Source organism: Streptomyces sp. NBC_00096 (assembly GCF_045041305.1).
Classification (GTDB): Bacteria; Actinomycetota; Actinomycetes; order Streptomycetales; family Streptomycetaceae; genus Streptomyces.
In genome coordinates this window covers 679,958-695,055 of record NZ_CP108221.1, presented here as the reverse complement: position 1 = coordinate 695,055, position 15,098 = coordinate 679,958, and the positions used below count along the sequence as shown (strand labels likewise).

Annotated in this window: 18 protein-coding genes; 7 read left to right on the top strand and 11 right to left on the bottom strand. The window is 73.2% G+C overall.

The features are described 5' to 3' along the window. Window positions 1-30: 30 nt before the first annotated feature. The 3 genes from OG904_RS03140 to OG904_RS03130 all read left to right on the top strand — a co-directional run bounded on the left by OG904_RS03140 (window position 31) and on the right by OG904_RS03130 (window position 3,420). Window positions 31-942 carry a LysR family transcriptional regulator gene (locus tag OG904_RS03140; RefSeq protein WP_405487118.1) on the top strand — a complete coding sequence of 304 codons (912 nt, stop codon included), beginning with the start codon at window positions 31-33 and terminating at the stop codon, window positions 940-942. A gap of 97 nt (window positions 943-1,039) precedes the next feature. Next, window positions 1,040-1,954 carry an alpha/beta fold hydrolase gene (locus tag OG904_RS03135; RefSeq protein ID WP_405487116.1) on the top strand — a complete coding sequence of 305 codons (915 nt, stop codon included), beginning with the start codon at window positions 1,040-1,042 and terminating at the stop codon, window positions 1,952-1,954. After that, on the top strand, window positions 1,951-3,420 hold the full coding sequence (locus tag OG904_RS03130) for an MFS transporter (RefSeq protein ID WP_405487114.1): 1,470 nt from the start codon (window positions 1,951-1,953) through the stop codon (window positions 3,418-3,420). The genes OG904_RS03135 and OG904_RS03130 overlap by 4 nt, the downstream gene beginning before the upstream one ends. Here OG904_RS03130 and OG904_RS03125 read toward each other — a convergent pair. Continuing rightward, on the bottom strand, window positions 3,392-4,120 hold the full coding sequence (locus tag OG904_RS03125) for a TetR/AcrR family transcriptional regulator (protein ID WP_405487112.1): 729 nt from the start codon (window positions 4,118-4,120) through the stop codon (window positions 3,392-3,394). The two genes, OG904_RS03130 and OG904_RS03125, sit on opposite strands and share 29 nt — an antisense overlap. A gap of 127 nt (window positions 4,121-4,247) precedes the next feature. Here OG904_RS03125 and OG904_RS03120 point away from each other — a divergent pair, with 127 nt between their 5' ends. Continuing rightward, complete coding sequence (locus tag OG904_RS03120; protein WP_405487110.1) at window positions 4,248-4,505, top strand: WhiB family transcriptional regulator; 258 nt, start codon at window positions 4,248-4,250, stop codon at window positions 4,503-4,505. Window positions 4,506-4,542: 37 nt separating this feature from the next. Here the strand turns inward: OG904_RS03120 and OG904_RS03115 are convergent, their stop codons facing one another. The 6 genes from OG904_RS03115 to OG904_RS03090 all read right to left on the bottom strand — a co-directional run bounded on the left by OG904_RS03115 (window position 4,543) and on the right by OG904_RS03090 (window position 9,036). Continuing rightward, complete coding sequence (locus OG904_RS03115) at window positions 4,543-5,172, bottom strand: hypothetical protein (RefSeq protein ID WP_405487108.1); 630 nt, start codon at window positions 5,170-5,172, stop codon at window positions 4,543-4,545. Next, on the bottom strand, window positions 5,169-6,362 hold the full coding sequence (locus OG904_RS03110; protein ID WP_405487106.1) for a hypothetical protein: 1,194 nt from the start codon (window positions 6,360-6,362) through the stop codon (window positions 5,169-5,171). The genes OG904_RS03115 and OG904_RS03110 overlap by 4 nt, the downstream gene beginning before the upstream one ends. Further along, entirely contained in the window at window positions 6,355-6,657 is a 303-nt protein-coding gene (locus tag OG904_RS03105) for a hypothetical protein (protein ID WP_405487104.1), read from the bottom strand. Before OG904_RS03105 ends, OG904_RS03110 begins: the two co-directional genes overlap by 8 nt. Window positions 6,658-6,729: 72 nt before the next feature. Next, window positions 6,730-7,701 carry an acyl-ACP desaturase gene (locus OG904_RS03100; protein WP_405487102.1) on the bottom strand — a complete coding sequence of 324 codons (972 nt, stop codon included), beginning with the start codon at window positions 7,699-7,701 and terminating at the stop codon, window positions 6,730-6,732. A 167-nt stretch (window positions 7,702-7,868) separates the two neighbouring features. Beyond that, entirely contained in the window at window positions 7,869-8,108 is a 240-nt protein-coding gene (locus OG904_RS03095) for a hypothetical protein (protein WP_405487100.1), read from the bottom strand. Between the two features lie 76 nt (window positions 8,109-8,184). Then, window positions 8,185-9,036 carry a helix-turn-helix domain-containing protein gene (locus OG904_RS03090; RefSeq protein WP_405487098.1) on the bottom strand — a complete coding sequence of 284 codons (852 nt, stop codon included), beginning with the start codon at window positions 9,034-9,036 and terminating at the stop codon, window positions 8,185-8,187. 194 nt (window positions 9,037-9,230) lie between these two features. Here OG904_RS03090 and OG904_RS03085 point away from each other — a divergent pair, with 194 nt between their 5' ends. Continuing rightward, the gene (locus OG904_RS03085; protein WP_405487096.1) at window positions 9,231-9,722 is read left to right on the top strand and encodes an ATP-binding protein; all 492 of its coding nucleotides are present in this window, start codon (window positions 9,231-9,233) and stop codon (window positions 9,720-9,722) included. 39 nt (window positions 9,723-9,761) lie between these two features. On the opposite strand, the gene OG904_RS03080 is transcribed toward OG904_RS03085, so the two are convergent. From OG904_RS03080 to OG904_RS03070, 3 genes are all read right to left on the bottom strand, one after another. Next, entirely contained in the window at window positions 9,762-11,402 is a 1,641-nt protein-coding gene (locus OG904_RS03080; protein WP_405487094.1) for an ABC-F family ATP-binding cassette domain-containing protein, read from the bottom strand. A 252-nt stretch (window positions 11,403-11,654) separates the two neighbouring features. Further along, window positions 11,655-12,071, bottom strand: a complete 417-nt coding sequence (locus OG904_RS03075) for an SsgA family sporulation/cell division regulator (RefSeq protein WP_405487092.1) — start codon at window positions 12,069-12,071, stop codon at window positions 11,655-11,657. 263 nt (window positions 12,072-12,334) lie between these two features. Further along, window positions 12,335-12,637 (bottom strand): YciI family protein, encoded by a 303-nt coding sequence (locus tag OG904_RS03070; RefSeq protein ID WP_405487090.1) that lies wholly within the window; start codon window positions 12,635-12,637, stop codon window positions 12,335-12,337. A gap of 26 nt (window positions 12,638-12,663) precedes the next feature. Between OG904_RS03070 and OG904_RS03065 the strand changes: the two genes are divergently transcribed. After that, on the top strand, window positions 12,664-13,344 hold the full coding sequence (locus OG904_RS03065) for an endonuclease V (protein WP_405487088.1): 681 nt from the start codon (window positions 12,664-12,666) through the stop codon (window positions 13,342-13,344). 51 nt (window positions 13,345-13,395) lie between these two features. Here the strand turns inward: OG904_RS03065 and OG904_RS03060 are convergent, their stop codons facing one another. Then, on the bottom strand, window positions 13,396-14,604 hold the full coding sequence (locus tag OG904_RS03060) for a saccharopine dehydrogenase family protein (protein ID WP_405487086.1): 1,209 nt from the start codon (window positions 14,602-14,604) through the stop codon (window positions 13,396-13,398). Window positions 14,605-14,700: 96 nt separating this feature from the next. Here OG904_RS03060 and OG904_RS03055 point away from each other — a divergent pair, with 96 nt between their 5' ends. Beyond that, a complete protein-coding gene (locus OG904_RS03055; RefSeq protein ID WP_405487084.1) occupies window positions 14,701-15,087 on the top strand; it encodes an MmcQ/YjbR family DNA-binding protein in 387 nt (128 codons plus the stop codon). Window positions 15,088-15,098 lie beyond the last annotated feature (11 nt).

The following is a 15,098-nucleotide window of genomic DNA, read 5'->3' as shown; positions in this document are numbered from 1 at the left end:
TGCATGCTTGTCACTTGTAGAGTTACTGCCATGCAACTGGATCTGAATCTGCTCACGGCCCTGGACGCCCTGCTGGAAGAGGGCAGTGTCGCCGGCGCGGCAGCCCGCCTCCACGTCACCGCACCGGCGATGAGCCGCTCCCTGGGCCGCATCCGCAAGGCCACCGGTGACCAGATCCTGGTCCGCACCGGCCGCAGCATGGTCCCCACCACCCGCGCGCTGGCCATGCGCTCCCAGGTCCACGCCCTCGTGCAGCAGGCCCACCAGCTTCTCTCCGCGCAGCAGGAACTCGACCTGGCGGCTCTGGACCGGGTGTTCACCGTGCGCTGGCACGACGCCCTGACCGCCGCCTGCGGCACCGCCCTGATCACCGCCGTCCACGGCGAGGCCCCCGGAGTCCGGCTGCGCCTGTCGGCCGAGCCCGGGACCGACGACGCCGAACTGCGCCGTGGTGAGGTCGACCTCGAATCGAGCTCCGGCATTCCGACGCTGCCCGACATCCGCCACCGCCTCGTCGGCACGGACCGGCTGATCCTCGCCGTCCGGCCGGGCCACCCGCTCACCGAAGCCCCGCTGAGCCCCGAGCGCTACGCGGCCGCCGAACACCTGACCGTCTCCCGGCGCGGAAGCCTGCGCGACCCGATCGACGACGCCCTGGCCACACGCGGCCTCGAGCGACGCGTCGTCGCCGCCGGGCCCACCGCCGCCTTCGCCCTGCAACTCGCGCTCGACACCGACCTAGTCGTCACCCTCCCGGACGCGGTCACCCGCGCGGCCCGGGACCGACTCGGCCTGGTCGCGCTGCAGCCGCCCCTCCAGTTGCCCGGCGTCCCCCTGTACCTGCTGTGGCATCGGCGCTACGACAACGATCGCGCCCACACGTGGCTGCGCGATCTGGCCGCCGACACCATCCAGGCGCTGTTCGCACCGCAGACCGCCTGAAAGAACACGAACGGTCGTGCTAATGTCTTCTCATTGTTCTGATCATGCCAGCAAGCTGGCCACTCTGAGGAGATCCGGAGAACCGGGCATGCACCCCATGGCTTCACTCCTGAGCACGACCCTCAACCTCACGGCCCGGTTGGCCCCGGGCCCGGTCGGGCGGGTGGCGTTCGCGCTGTTCGTGCGGCCGCTCGGGCGGCCGAAGGTGCGGCCGGGCGAAGCGGAGGTCATGGCCCGGGCCGTGACCGGCCGGCTCGTCGTGGACGGGATACCCGTGACCACGTACCGCTGGGGCGACGGCGGGCGCCCCGTCCTCATCGTGCACGGCTGGAGCTCGCGCGCCTCGCGCTTCGCGGGCTTCGTCGAGGCACTGCGCGCCCAGGGGCGGACCGTCGTCTCCTTCGACGCACCCGGCCACGGCGAGTCCGGGGGGCGGGCCACCACCATCCTTCGCCAGCGCGAGATCATCCGCCGACTGCACGCCCTGCACGGGGGCTTCTCGGACGTGGTGGCCCACTCCTTCGGGGTGCTGTCCACCTTCTTCTCCCTGCGGGACGGGCTCCGGGCAGAACGGATCGTCGGCATCGGAGCCATCGCCGACTTCGACTACCTCGCCGAGCGGTTCCGCGGCCTGGCAGGGGTGAACCGGGCCGTCGAGGACGCCATGCGCGGCCATGTCCAGCGCCGCCTCTTCCCGGACGAGCCCGGTGTCTGGCCCCGGTTCGACGTCTGCCACCACCCCGAGGAGGTCCCCTCGGAGATCCTGCTCGTGCACGACGCCGACGACGACACCTCGCCCCCCAGCCAGTCCCGGGCGATCGCGGCGGCCTACGGGGAGCGGGCCCGGCTGATCGAGACCCGCGGACTCGGCCACCGCCGCATCCTGGCCGCCCCGGAGATCATCGAGGCCGCCGTCGCGTTCCTCGGCCCGGCCCCGGCCGCCACCGGTGCGCCGTCCGCCACCGCCGCGCCCTCCTCGGATCCGGCCGTGGTTTCGGGGGCGGCGCGATGACCGGCGTCCGGCCCGAACCCGCCTCCGCCCGGGGCGACGTGGGCGCAGGCGCGGGTTCCGACCTGCCCACCTCCCCGCCTGCCCGCACCCCCGCCGCCGGCCCCGGTGCCGGGCGGGTTCTCGGGCTGGCCAGTGCCGTCACCTTCCTGGCCTTCCTCGACGCCACCGTCGTCAACGTCGCCTTCCCCGACCTGCGCAGGGCCTTCCCGGAGGTGTCACTGGCCCGTCTGACCTGGGTCGTCAGCGCCTACGCCGTACTGTTCGCCGCCCTGCTCGCCGCGGCCGGCCGCCTCGCGGACACCCTGGGCCGCCGCGCCCTCTTCCTCGGCTCCACCCTCGCCTTCACCCTGACCTCGCTCGCGGCCAGCGCGGCTCCCAGCGCCGACCTGCTGATCCTGGCCCGTGCCCTCCAGGGAGCGGCCGCCGCCGGGATGATCCCGGCGGCACTGGGCCTCGTACTCACCCACACCCCGCCCGCCCGCAGGGCCGCGGCCCTCGGCGCGTGGTCGGCGGCGGGCGGCCTCGCGGCGGCCGTCGGGCCCAGCATCGGCGGACTGCTCGTCGAGTGGTGGGACTGGCGCGCGATCTTCCTCGTCAACGTCCCGCTCGGCCTGGCGGTCGCCTGGGCCGCGGCCCGCGTCGTCCCCCGGGAGCCGCGCACCGGCCGCCGGCTCCCCGACCCCGTCGGTACGGCCGCGCTCGCCTTCGGCATCGGGGGAGTGGTGGCCGGGCTCTCCCAGGGCGCCGACTGGGGCTGGACCGACCCGAAGGTGCTCGCCCTGGTCCTCGGCGGCGCTCTGGCGGGCGCCCTCGCCCTGCACCGCTCGCGCAGCCATCCCGCCCCGGCGGTCGACCGGGACCTGTGGCGCGACCCGCTCTTCGCCCGGGCCAACATCGGCGCCGTGCTCTTCGGCGCCGCCATGTACGCGTGGCTGCTGAGCGGCCCGTCCTACCTCATCGGCCGCTGGAACTACTCGGTCCTGCAAGCGGGCTTCGGCGTCACACCGGGCGCGGTCCTCGCCATGGCCGGCGCGCTCGTCGTCGGCCGCCGGGTCCCGGCCCGCTTCCAATGGGCGGCCGTCACCGTCGGCTCGCTGTTCTTCGCCGCCAACGCCCTGCTGCTGTGGGGCTGGGTCGACGACTCGGCCTCGTACGCCCAGATCTTCCTGCCCGCCGGACTGCTCGGCGGCCTCGGCATCGGCACCGTCGTGACCGCGCTCTCCACGACGGCCTCGGCCGGTCTCCCGCCGCAGCGCTTCGCGGCGGGCACCGGACTGCTGATGACGGCCCGCCAGCTCGGCGGCGCACTGGGCGTCGCCGGTACGGCGGCCCTGCTCACCGGCGCCGGCGCCGGGGCCGGTGAGCACTGGCGCGGGGTCTTCCTGCTGATCGCGCTCACCTCGCTGGGCGCGGCGGCCGCGGGCTGCACGATGCGGCTCAGCGGTCGGACGCGGCCGGGAGACTGACGGCGGGTGCGTTGACGGCGGAGAAGCCGGAGACCGGGAATTCGAGTACGGGCGGCCGCTCCGGGAGTTCTTCCGGGGCGGCCGCCGCCGCGCGCAGCCGGGAGAGGATGCCGCTGGCGGCCCGGTCGTAGGCCGTGGTCTCCTCGTGCAGCACGGAGTGCGCGTTGGCCAGCTCCATCATCGCCGAGATCTCGAAGGCGAGCTGCCGCACGTCCACGGAGCCGGCGGGCTCGCGGAACCCGCCCGCCAGTCGGGCCTCGTCCAGCAGCCGCTCGATGTAACGGGTCCACTCGCCGCGGATCCCGGCGATCTCGTCGTGGACGGGCCCGGGGCGCGAGTCGAACTCGGCGGCGGCGGAGTAGAAGAAGCAGCCGCCGGGGAAGACCCGGCGTCCGGAGTAGCGCAGCCAGCTCTCGCACAGCCGCCACACCTTGGCGATGCCCGCGGGCTCGTCCCGTACCGGCCGCACGACCTGGTCGGCGAAGACCGACCGCGCGGCCCGCACGGTGGCGAGCTGGAGGTCCTCCTTGGAGCCGAAGAGGGCGAACACACCGCTCTTGCTCAGCCCCAGATCCGTGGCGATCCTCCCCAGGGACAGGCCCTCCAGGCCGTCCACCGAGGCGACGCCCATGGTCCGTTCCAGGACCGCCCGCCGCGTCTGGTTCCCGCGCTCCACGCGTCCGTCTGCCATGTCTCCCATGGTACCGAATTCATCGAACGCACGGTCGTACACCCAATGGGCACCCACCCCGGCACAGCCGCCCCCGTGAACGGATGTTGATCAGGCGTTGATCGGACGTCCATCGGCTGCGGACAGGCTCTGCGGCATGTCGATGAACACCACCGCAACCCATACCACCACCACCGCACCCGCCTGGTACGAGCTCGCCCTCTGCGCGCAGACGGGCCCGGGGTTCTTCTTCCCGGAGCCCGGCTCCTCGCTGCGCGACGCGAAGCGGCTGTGCGGGGCGTGCGAGGGCCGGAAGGCCTGCCTGGACTACGCCCTGGCCAACGACGAGCGCTTCGGCGTCTGGGGCGGCCTCTCCGAATCCGAACGCCAGGCCCTGCGCTCCCGCCGCCCCTGACCACCCGCCGCTCCTGACCACCCGCATCCCGCGGGCATCACCCCAGCACCTCCAGGATCCGCGAGGTCCCGCCGGCACCCGCCGGGCGGGGCCGGGGGCGGGGATCGTGGAAGCCGAGCGTGTGCGTGACCGCCTCCAGGATGTTCGTGTACGCGTCCGCGTGCTCGGTGGCCGCGCTGGTCAGATCGAGGACGAGGAGGTGGCGCCCCTCCGGATCCACCGTGACGGCCCGGGCCTGGAACAGTCCCCGGTCGGTCCCGGGGACGCAGACCGACCCGGAGACCATGGCGCACGGCAGGTGCGAGGCCAGGTCGACGAACCGGCGCGCCGAGCCGTTCCAGAGCGGGGAGCCGGCGACGGCGAGGGCCGCCCGGGCCACGGCGATCCGGGGGCCCGCGTCGCCGGCGGGCCGGACGGTGAGGGAGAACAGCGAGGTGGAGACGGCCTCCGGGCCGTCGGGGTGGAGGCCGATCGAGGTGTGGACCAGCCGCTGTCCGGGCTGTCCGGCGAGCTCGTCGAGGGCGTCCATCAGTGGGCCCAGCTGCGCCCGGGCAGCGGGGCCGCCCAGGGCTTCGGCCACCTCCTCCAGCGCGCGCCGGTCACGGGGGCCGATGTCGTGGAACCCGGGCGGCAGCCGGAACCAGACGGGCGGGACCGGGTCCGTCACGGCTGCACCAGCGTCCAGAGGCGGGCCGACCTGGCGACCGTGGACGGACCGTCGTCGAGGACGACGCGGGTACCGTCCACCGCCGTGGAGGCGCGCTCGGCCGCCGTCTCCTCGGTGGCGTAGTCGGCGACGGCCGTGGCCGCTCCCGTTGCCGCCACCGCCACGCCCACGCCTTCCCTGACCTCGGGCGTCGAGGACCGCAGCGCCCACGCGGCGAGCGGGCTCTCCACCTTGCGCAGCTCGTCCGCGGTGCTCCACGCGGTCCGGGCGAACGCGCCCGCCCCCGTCGAGAACCCCGCGAGGGCGCCCGCTTCCGGTACGGCCATGGCCGCGCGGGCCGCGACCGTACCGGCCTTCGCGCCCGAGGCGACCGCGGCCACGCCCGGGACCGCGCCGAGGCCGTCGCCGAGCAGCGTCACGCCGTTCTTCCAGAAGGCGGCGTCGAACTTGCCCCGGGTGAAGCCGTCCTTCAGGGGTGCCCGGAACCCGGGGTCGGCCAGGTGCGTGGCCAGGGCCGCCAGCGAGAGCCCGCCCGCGACCAGCATGACGGCCATGCCGGCCGGCGGGAAGAAGACGGCGAGGGCCGCACCGGCCGCCCCCAGGACGGCCGACGCGTTCGACAGCGCGTCGGCCGGATCGGCGACGATCTTGTGCCAGGCCGATTCCAGCACCCCCGGCTCCTTCGGCGCCAGGCGCTGCGCCGTGGCGGTCAGGGTGCCCGCCACGCGGCGGGCCGCCGCCGAGTGGTCCGAGGCCAGCTCCCGGGCCAGCCGGAGGGTGTCGGTGAGTGCCTCGTCCGTGGTGGCCGCCGCGGCCCGGGCCTCGTACCGGGAGGCCAGCTCGCGGTGGGAGACCAGGGTGTCGTGCCAGCCGGCCAGCCGGCGCGCCGCCTCCGCCAGGGAGGTGTGGGCCGCGTGGAGGTGGCGGGGGAGCTCCCGCGACAGCGAGGCGCGGAAGGCGGTGGCGGCCTCGCCCTGCCAGGCCGAGCTGTGGGAGACCAGGGCGTCGATGACCCGGGCGGTCTCCGCGAGGGATTCCGCCGAGGAGCCGAGCTTCTTCGCCAGGGCCCGGACCGCGGCCGGGTTGCCCGGGGCCGGGTCGAAGCCGAGCCCGGGGGAGCCGTGAGAGGCCGGGGAGCCGGGGGAGCCGGGAGAGGCCGGAGACCCCGGGGCGGCGGGGGAGTCAGTCATGAGCGGGCGCCGCCTGGCGGAAGGCCGCGCGGACGGCCTCTTCGAGTTCCGCGTACTCGGCGGCGCTGCGGCGCACGCCCTCGCGCACGGTCTTGATCCGCCGGGCGAGCTCCTTGGTGCCGTGGCCCCATCTCTCCTGGAAGCCGTCGCACGCCGTGTCGAGGTCCGCCGTGCCCAGCTGGTCGGCCCGCACGTGTCCCAGCTCCCGCCGGGCCTCGCGCAGGGCGGCCAGGGAGGTGTCAAGGGCGTTGGTGAGGCGGGTCAGCTGGTCGATCTCGACTTCGAGCGGCGTCATGACGCGAAACCCTGGCAGAGCGGGGCTCTGCCAGGGCAATCGTCGTCACCCGCCCGAGGGAGCGGAAACCGGTCAGGCCTTGCGGGCCGCGATGCGCGCCGCGCGGGCGGCCAGGCGCTCGTCGAACTTGCGTGCCTCGGAGTCGAGGCCGTTCATGAAGAGCCCGAGCTCCTCCTGGGCCTTCTGGCCCTCCGGGCCGAGGCCGTCGATGTCCATGATCTTCAGGAAGCGGATCACGGGGCTCAGGACGTCGTCGTGGTGGATCCGCAGGTTGTAGACCCCGCCGATCGCCATCTGCGCGGCCATCCGCTCGAAGCCGGGCATGCCGTGTCCGGGCATCCGGAAGTCGCACACGACGTCGCGCACGGCCTGCATCGTCATGTCCGGGGCGAGCTCGAAGGCCGCGCCCAGCAGGTTGCGGTAGAAGATCATGTGCAGGTTCTCGTCCTGCGCGATGCGGGCCAGCATGCGGTCGCAGACCGGGTCACCGGACTGGTGGCCGGTGTTGCGGTGCGAGATGCGGGTCGCGAGCTCCTGGAAGGCCACGTAGGCCACGGAGTGCAGCATCGAGTGGCGGTTGTCGGACTCGAACCCCTCCGACATGTGCTGCATCCGGAATGCTTCCAGCTTGTCCGGGTCCACGGCGCGCGAGGCCAGCAGGTAGTCGCGCATCACGATGCCGTGGCGGCCCTCCTCCGCGGTCCAGCGGTGCACCCAGGTGCCCCACGCGCCGTTGCGGCCGAAAAGCGAGGCGATCTCGTGGTGGTAGCTGGGGAGGTTGTCCTCGGTCAGCAGGTTCACGACGAGCGCGATCTTGCCGATCTCGGTGACCTTGGACTGCGCCGGGTCCCAGGCTTCGCCGTCCTCGAAGAGGCCGGGGAAGTTGCGGCCGTCGCTCCACGGGACGTACTCGTGGGGCATCCAGTCCTTGGTGACCTTCAGATGGCGGTTGAGTTCCTTCTCGACCACCTCTTCCAGCGCGAACAGCAGCTTGGCGTCGGTCCACGCCTCCGAGCTGCCGAGGTGGGGAGAGGTGATCGTCACGGGTACTCCTGAGTGCAAAGCGAATTACCTACGGTTCCGTAGCCTACGGAGTCGTAGGTTAAGCGCGACATCAAGACCAGCCAAGCCCCACAGGGGAGCCTGTCCGGTTACATCCCGTTATCTATGCAGTTTGAGGAGGGTCCGGCGTGGCTTGAAGGGGCTTAAAGTCACGCCAGCAGGTGGTCCGCGTCTCCCGCCTTGACGGCTGAGATCAGCGCACGGAGTGCGTCGATCGAGTCGGTCACGTAGGCGGCTGAGCCGGTGGTGCCGATGTAGGCCCTCCCCTCGGCGTCGCGCCCGAAGCGGAAACAGTTCGCCCCCTCGCTGCAGAAGGCCTCGCCCCAGGTGATCCCGGCCGTCGCCGGCGGGGTCACGGGTGGGGTCGCGTTCGAGGTCGTGGTGCCCATGTCGTTCTCTCGTCTCCTCGTCGGATCCGGTCAGGTGGTCAGTCAGCCGGTCAGCCGGTCGGCCGGGTCGGCCCGGTCAGAGGGTCCGGGCGATGGCGCGGATGAAATCGCGGGAGTCGCCGGCCGGCAGCGCCAGTGAGCGCAGCCGCTCCAGCAGCCCCCGGTACCGGAGCAGCTTCATCTGCGAATCCAGCAACATCGAACCGTGCGAACTGTCGAGCTGTACGGTGTCCAGTTCGCCGATCTCGGCAACGGCGTACGTGAAGGACTGGCCGGCGCCGGGGAAGCCGCCGGCGGTGAACGGAATCACCCGCACGGTCGTGAGCGGCCGCTCCGACTGCTCCAGTACGTGTTCGAGCTGGGCCCGCGCCACCTTGGGTCCGCCGAACTGCATGCGCAGCGCCGCCTCGTGCACGACCGCCTCGTACAGCGGCGGCGCCTCCCGCGCGAACACCTGCCGGCGGTGCATCCGCAGGGCGAGCCGCGCCCGGAGATCGGGCTCCGGCAGCGGCGGGTCGGCGGTGTCGAAGACGGCCCGCGCGTGCGCCTCGGTCTGCAGCAGGCCGGGTATGTGCGTGGTCACGGCCGTGTGCAACTCGGTGGAGTGGTGCTCCAGTTCGCAGATGTCCAGGAGGGCGGGCGGCAGCATTCCCCGGTGCTGCTCCCACCACCCCTTGTCCCGCTCCTGCGCCATCGAGGCGAGCAGGTCGACCAGCCCCGTGTCGGGACAGTCGTAGTTGAAGGCGAGGGTGCGGACACGCTCGGCGCTGATGCCGATCCGGCCGGATTCGATGTTCGGGATCCGGGTGCGGTCCACGCCCATGAGCGCCGCGGCCTGCTGGACCGTCGTTCCCGACTGCTCGCGGAGTCTGCGCAGCTCGGAACCCAGGCGCTGCTGGCGTGCGGTCGGTGTGCTCCTCGGTGGCACGTGGCCCCCTCTCCTGCGGCCGGGGCGTGCGGGCGTGCCCCGCAAGTCCGGAAATGCCATGAGAAATCATCAAGTCGTCGTACAAGTAGTAGCACTGTGCACCACGTTGCGCTACGGTCGGTAGCGCAAGTCTCACACGGGGCGACCTCGGGGCCTTGTATGACCACACGGCGATGACACCTTGGAGCAGCACGATGACGGGCACCCTCCGTGGCCTGCGGTCGGTCCACGAGTTCCGGCAGGCCCCGCTGGAAGCGGAGAAGCTGAGCTACTCCATAGGTCTGCCGGGCAGCGCCCATTGCGCCGGCAGTGCCCGCGGCGCCCTGCGGTCCCTGCTGACCCGGCACGGGCTGCCCGACCTGTGCGACACCGCGGCCCTCGCCGTCTCCGAACTGGTGGCCTGTGCCTACCGGTTCACGCCGGACAAGGAGATGATGCTCAAAGTCCGGTGGCAGTTCGACGCGTTGCGCATCGTCGTCTACGACCAGCACCCGACGCACTCCTCGCCCGGGCGGAGCGAGGAGTGCAGGCATCGGCGCAGCCGCGGGATGTGGCTGCTCGCGGCGGTGGTGGAGGCCTGCGGCGGGGACTGGGGGCTCACCCCCGTCCTCACCCCGATGGGCGGCACCAAGTCCTGGGCCTTACTGCCACTCCCTCTGCCGCTCCCGGTCCCGCCGCCGGGCTGAGGGCCGTCCCCGGTGCCCGGCCCCGCCCCGGTGCCCGCGTCACTCGTGCCACAGCGACTCCCGGACCTCCTCGGCCGTGGTGGGCCGCAGCCCGCCGTCGAGCAGCAGCCACCGGGTGATCCCGATCGATTCCAGGAACGGCACGTCATGGCTTGCCACCACGAGCGCCCCCTCGTACGCCTCCAGCGCGGCGGTCAGCTGGCCCGCGCTCGCCAGGTCCAGGTTGTTCGTCGGCTCGTCCAGCAGGAGCAGCTGCGGAGCGGGCTCCGCGAGCAGCAGCGCCGCCAGCGCCGCCCGGAACCGCTCGCCGCCCGACAGGGTGCCGGCCGGCCGGTCCGCCCGCGCGCCCCGGAACAGGAAGTGCGCGAGCCGCGCCCGGATCAGGTTGTCCGTCGCGTGCGGGGCGAACCGCGCCACGTTCTCCACGACCGAGCGGTCGTCGTCCAGGAGGTCGAGGCGCTGCGGCAGGAACCGGGTCGGCACGTGCGTCACCGACTCGCCGGCCGGCGGGGCGAGTTCCCCCGCGATCGTCCGCAGCAGGGTCGTCTTGCCCGAGCCGTTGCGGCCCACCAGCGCGATCCGTTCCGGACCGCGCAGCTCCCACTCCTGCGCCACCTCGGCGCCGTGGGCCAGGCACAGGGGGCCCAGCGTGAGCACGCGGCGGCCCGGTGGGACCTGGGTGGCGGGGAGTTCGATCCGGATCCCGGCGTCGTCGCGCACCGCCAGCGCCGCTTGGTCCAGGCGCTCCCTGGCCTGCGCGAGCCTCTCGGCGTGCAGGGTGCGGTGCTTGCCCGCCGACTCCTGGGCCGCGCGCTTGCGGGCCCCCATGACGATCTTCGGCTCGCGCTTGTTCTCGAACATCTTCTGGCCGTACCGCTTCCGCCGGGCCAGCTTGACCTGAGCCTCCGTCAGCTCGCGCTTCTGGCGCCGTACATCGCCCTCCGCGACCCGGACCATCCGCTCGGCCGCCTCCTGCTCGGCCTCGAGCATCTCCTCGTAGTCCGTGAAGTTGCCGCCGTACCAGCGGACTTCGCCGTCGTGCAGGTCGGCGATCTGGTCCACTCGCTCCAGCAGCTCCCGGTCGTGACTGACCAGGAGCATCACCCCGGACCAGGATTCGACGGCCGCGTACAGCCGGCGCCGGGCCCGCAGGTCGAGGTTGTTGGTCGGCTCGTCCAGCAGCAGGACGTCCGGACGGGCCAGCAGCAGCGCGGCCAGCCGGAGCAGCACGCATTCCCCGCCCGACAGTTCGCCGGTGGTGCGGTCCAGCCCGATCCGGGCGAGCCCGAGCTGGTCGAGCGTGGCCAGGGCCCGCTCCTCCACGTCCCAGTCCTCGCCGACGGCCGCGAAGTTCGCCTCGGTCGCCTCGCCCGCCTCGATGGCGTGCAGGGCGGTCCGGGCGGTGCGGATGCCGAGGGCCTCGTCCACCCGCAGGGCGGTGTCGTAGGTGACGGTCTGCGGGAGGTGCCCGATGGTGCCCGATACCGTCAACTGGCCTTCGCGTGGCGTCAGTTCCCCGGCGATGAGCTTGAGGAGGGTGGACTTCCCGCAGCCGTTGAGGCCGATCAGGCCGGTGCGGCCGGGGCCGACGGCCAGTTGGAAGCCGTCGAATACGGGTGTTCCGTCGGGCCAGTCGAAGGACAGCGCGGAACAGGTGATGAACGGGGGCGCAGGACTCATGGAGGCCTCCAGGTTGCGTGAGTGGTGAGTGCAACGCGGGGGGACAGCGGACCGTGAGTGATGACGGTGACCGGTGTCCGGACCTCAGACGAGCAATGTCCTGCTCCGTTTCGACGGCGATGGGGCGTCTACGAAGCTACGGGCGGCAGGGGGCGCCCGCAAACGAATAACGGGGAGCCGCCCGGGCGGGCCGACGCCTCGGCCGGCGGGCGGGCTGCCGCGCCGGCTGCCGTGCGGGCCGTCACGGAGCGGTCAGCAGGAGTCGCGCATCAGCTCGGCCAGGCTCTGGTCCATGTCGAGGTAGAGGTGCTCCAGACCGGGCGGCACGACCGTCGAGGCCCGCTCCAGGAAGCGGTGCAGCTCGGCCGTCACCATCAGCACGATCGCGACGCCCTCGGGGGCGTGGAACTCCACGGTGGTCCGGTCGGCGTCGTACGGGCGCACGCGCACGTCCCCGTAACCGGACGGGCGGTCCAGTCCGACCTCCAGCAGCTCGCGCGAGAAGGTCCAGGAGACCTCGACGCCCTCCAGGGTCGCGGGCGCGGGGAAGGCCATGCGGACGGCGAAGGGATCCGACCGGTCGTAGCAGAGCGTGACGGGGACGGTGTCGACCTTCGGTGCGGTGGCGACCAGTCGGGCCTGCACGGCCTGCTCGATGACAGTGATCAAGGCTCGCTCCCTTGCGGCGGATCTCGTGCCGGGCTGCGGGGTGGGGTCCGGCAACGGGATAGACGCTCGATTCGGTGAATCCGTGCACGCGGGATTGAGTGAGCTGTGTCACCGGATGGCCTGAACCCGCCTGTGTGATCGCACAGGGTGACGGGGGCGCAAGGATTCAGGCCCCGTGCGCGGCTCCCGGCGCGGGCACAGTACGGCTGGTTCCCGCTCACTCCACAGGCCCAAGCACGAGCCGGACCCGCCCCCGCCCGACCTCAGGCCACCGGGCTCTCCCGCACCGTCGCCAGGTCCGACGAGGTCCTCGTCGCGATGAACTCCGTGATGCGGTAGGTGCAGACCCCCGCCACCGTGAAGGGGTCCTCCGACGCGATCTTCTTGATCGCCGCGAGGGAGACCCCGCCGGCCGCCAGGATCACGCCCCCGTCGCGCGGGAATTTGCGGCCCGAGGCCAGGAAGATGCCGGCCGCGTAGTAGCCGTCCAGCCAGGCGATGTGCGCGGGCATCTCCTCTTCGACGGCTTCGACGGGCGCGGTGTAGGTGAGCTCCATGACGTACATGATCGCCAGGCTACTCTCGCACCACTATGACGAGTGCGAAGACCCCTGCCGACGAGGCCGAGGCCCGGGCGGTACAGGACGAACTGCGCGGGCGCGTCCTGCTGACCGAGACCGGACCCCCGCCCGGCGAGGGGCTGATAGCGGGGGTGGACGTCGCCTACGACGACGAGCGCGACCTGGTGGCCGCCGCGGCCGTGGTCCTCGACGCGGCCACCCTGCGGGTCGTGGAGGAGGCCACCTCCGTAGGCCGGGTCAGCTTCCCCTACGTGCCCGGACTGCTCGCCTTCCGCGAGCTGCCGACGGTGCTCGCCGCCCTGGAGGCGCTGAGCGTCACGCCCGGTCTCGTCGTCTGCGACGGCTACGGCCTGGCCCACCCGCGCCGCTTCGGGCTCGCCTGCCACCTCGGGGTGGTCACGGGGCTGCCCGCCATCGGCGTCGCGAAGAACCCGTTCACCTTCACCTACGAGGAACCGGGCGCCCGGCGCGGTGACGTCTCCCCGCTGCGCGCGCCCGACGGCGAGGTCGTCGGGCGGGCGCTGCGCACGCAGGACGGGATCAAGCCCGTGTACGTGTCCGTGGGGCACCGGGTGTCGCTGGACAACGCCTGCGCGCACGCCCTCGCGCTGAGCCCCCGCTTCCGCATCCCGGAGACCACCCGGCACGCCGACTCCCTGTGCCGGCGCGCCCTGCGCGAAGCCACCGCCTAGGCGGCGGCCGCGCCCCATGCCATGGCCGTGCCCCAGGCCATGGCCCGGCCCTCAGCCCGTGGTCGCCGCCACCCGGAAGCGGATGCCCGCCTTCTGCAGCCGGTCCAGCAGGGCGTCGCCCATCGCCACGGCGGTGGTCAGCTGGCCGGAGCGGTCGGGCAGGGCGTCGTACGCCAGGCTGAGCGCCGACTCCGCGACCATCTTCGCGGTCTCCCCGTACCCGGGGTCCCCGCCGGAGACCTCGGTCAGCACCCGCCGCCCGCCGCCCTCGCCGACGAACCGCACGCTGAACCAGCTGCGCGCCCGCCGCTCGGCGTCCGGGCCCTGCCCGGGCGCCCAGTGGCCCGCCAGCCACCGCCGCACCGGCGGGACCTGCGCCAGCGCCGCCGCCGCGCCGATCGCCGCGGTGCCGCCCACCGCGACGGGCAGGTGCCGCACGGAGGCGTAGTGCCGGTAGCGGAAGTCCGGCCCGTACCGCTCCAGCGCGGCCGCGGACCGGGCCACGACCCCGGCGTCCAGGGTGGGCAGCGGCAGCGCCCAGGTCCCGGTCTCGCGGCTGAAGCGCGGTGCGCCCAGCGGCCCCCGGGCCCGCCGCCCCAGCAGCCGCGGCTCGTGCAGCCGGCGGGCCCGGGCCGCGGCCAGGGTCTGCGCGCCGCGGCCCATGGAGGTGAGCGCGGTGGTCAGGGTGCCGCCGGAGAAGATCGCGTTGGAGCGTACGAACCCGTCCACGCTCAGCGGCACCCCGGCCGGCAGCTGCTGCACCGTGAAGTACGCCCCGAGGTCGGCCGGGATCGAGTCGAAGCCGCAGGCGTGGACGATCCGGGCGCCGGTCTCGCGGGCCCGCGCGTCGTGTTCGACGTACATCCGGTCCACGAACTCGGGCTCGCCGGTGAGGTCCACGTAGTCGGTGCCCGCCTCGGCGCAGGCGGCGACCAGCCCGGCCCCGTACCAGACGTACGGGCCCACGGTCGTGGCCAGTACCCGGGTGGCGGCGGCCAGTTGGCGCATCGCCGCGCTGTCCTCGGCGTCCGCGCGCAGCAGCGGCAGCTCCGCGCAGTGCGGGTGGGCGGCGGCCAGCCGCTCGCGCAGCCGCTCCAGCTTCGCGAGGTCGCGCCCGGCGAGGGCCCACCGGCAGTCCGCGGGGGCGTGCGCGGCGAGGTACTCGGCGGTCAGCGCCCCCACGAAGCCGGTCGCTCCGAAGAGCACGACGTCGTACTCCCGCTCCGCGGTGCGCGGTTCGTGTCGAACATCTGCGTTCATCGGGCGCCTCCCAGACGGTTTCGGTGGTGGCTGAGGCTAGCGTGAGCGGCGGCTGTCCGTGCGAGCAGGTGCGACCTGCGGCGAGTGGAGGTTCGAATGAGGGCTGCGGTGCGCAAGTGGGAGTCCGTCCGGGAGTTCGCCCGGGGGTTGCCCGAGGCCGGGGAGGAGTTCCCGTGGGGCCCTGAGGACGGCGTGGTGAAGGTCAACAAGAAGATCTTCGTCTTCCTCGGGAACGCCGACGGCCCGCAGCCGCCCCGGATCTCCGTGAAGCTCAGGGACGAGGCCCTGCACGGTCACGCCATGACCGCGCCCGGGGCGGAGCCGACCGGATACGGGCTGGGGAAGGCCGGTTGGGTCTCCGTGCCGCTGGGGGAGAAGGGCGCGCCCTCCGCGGAGGTGCTGTGCGAGTGGGTGGAGGAGAGCTACCGGACCGTCGCCCTCAAGCGGCACGTCAGGGAACTGGACGCGCGCATCGCAGGGTGAAACGCGCCGAC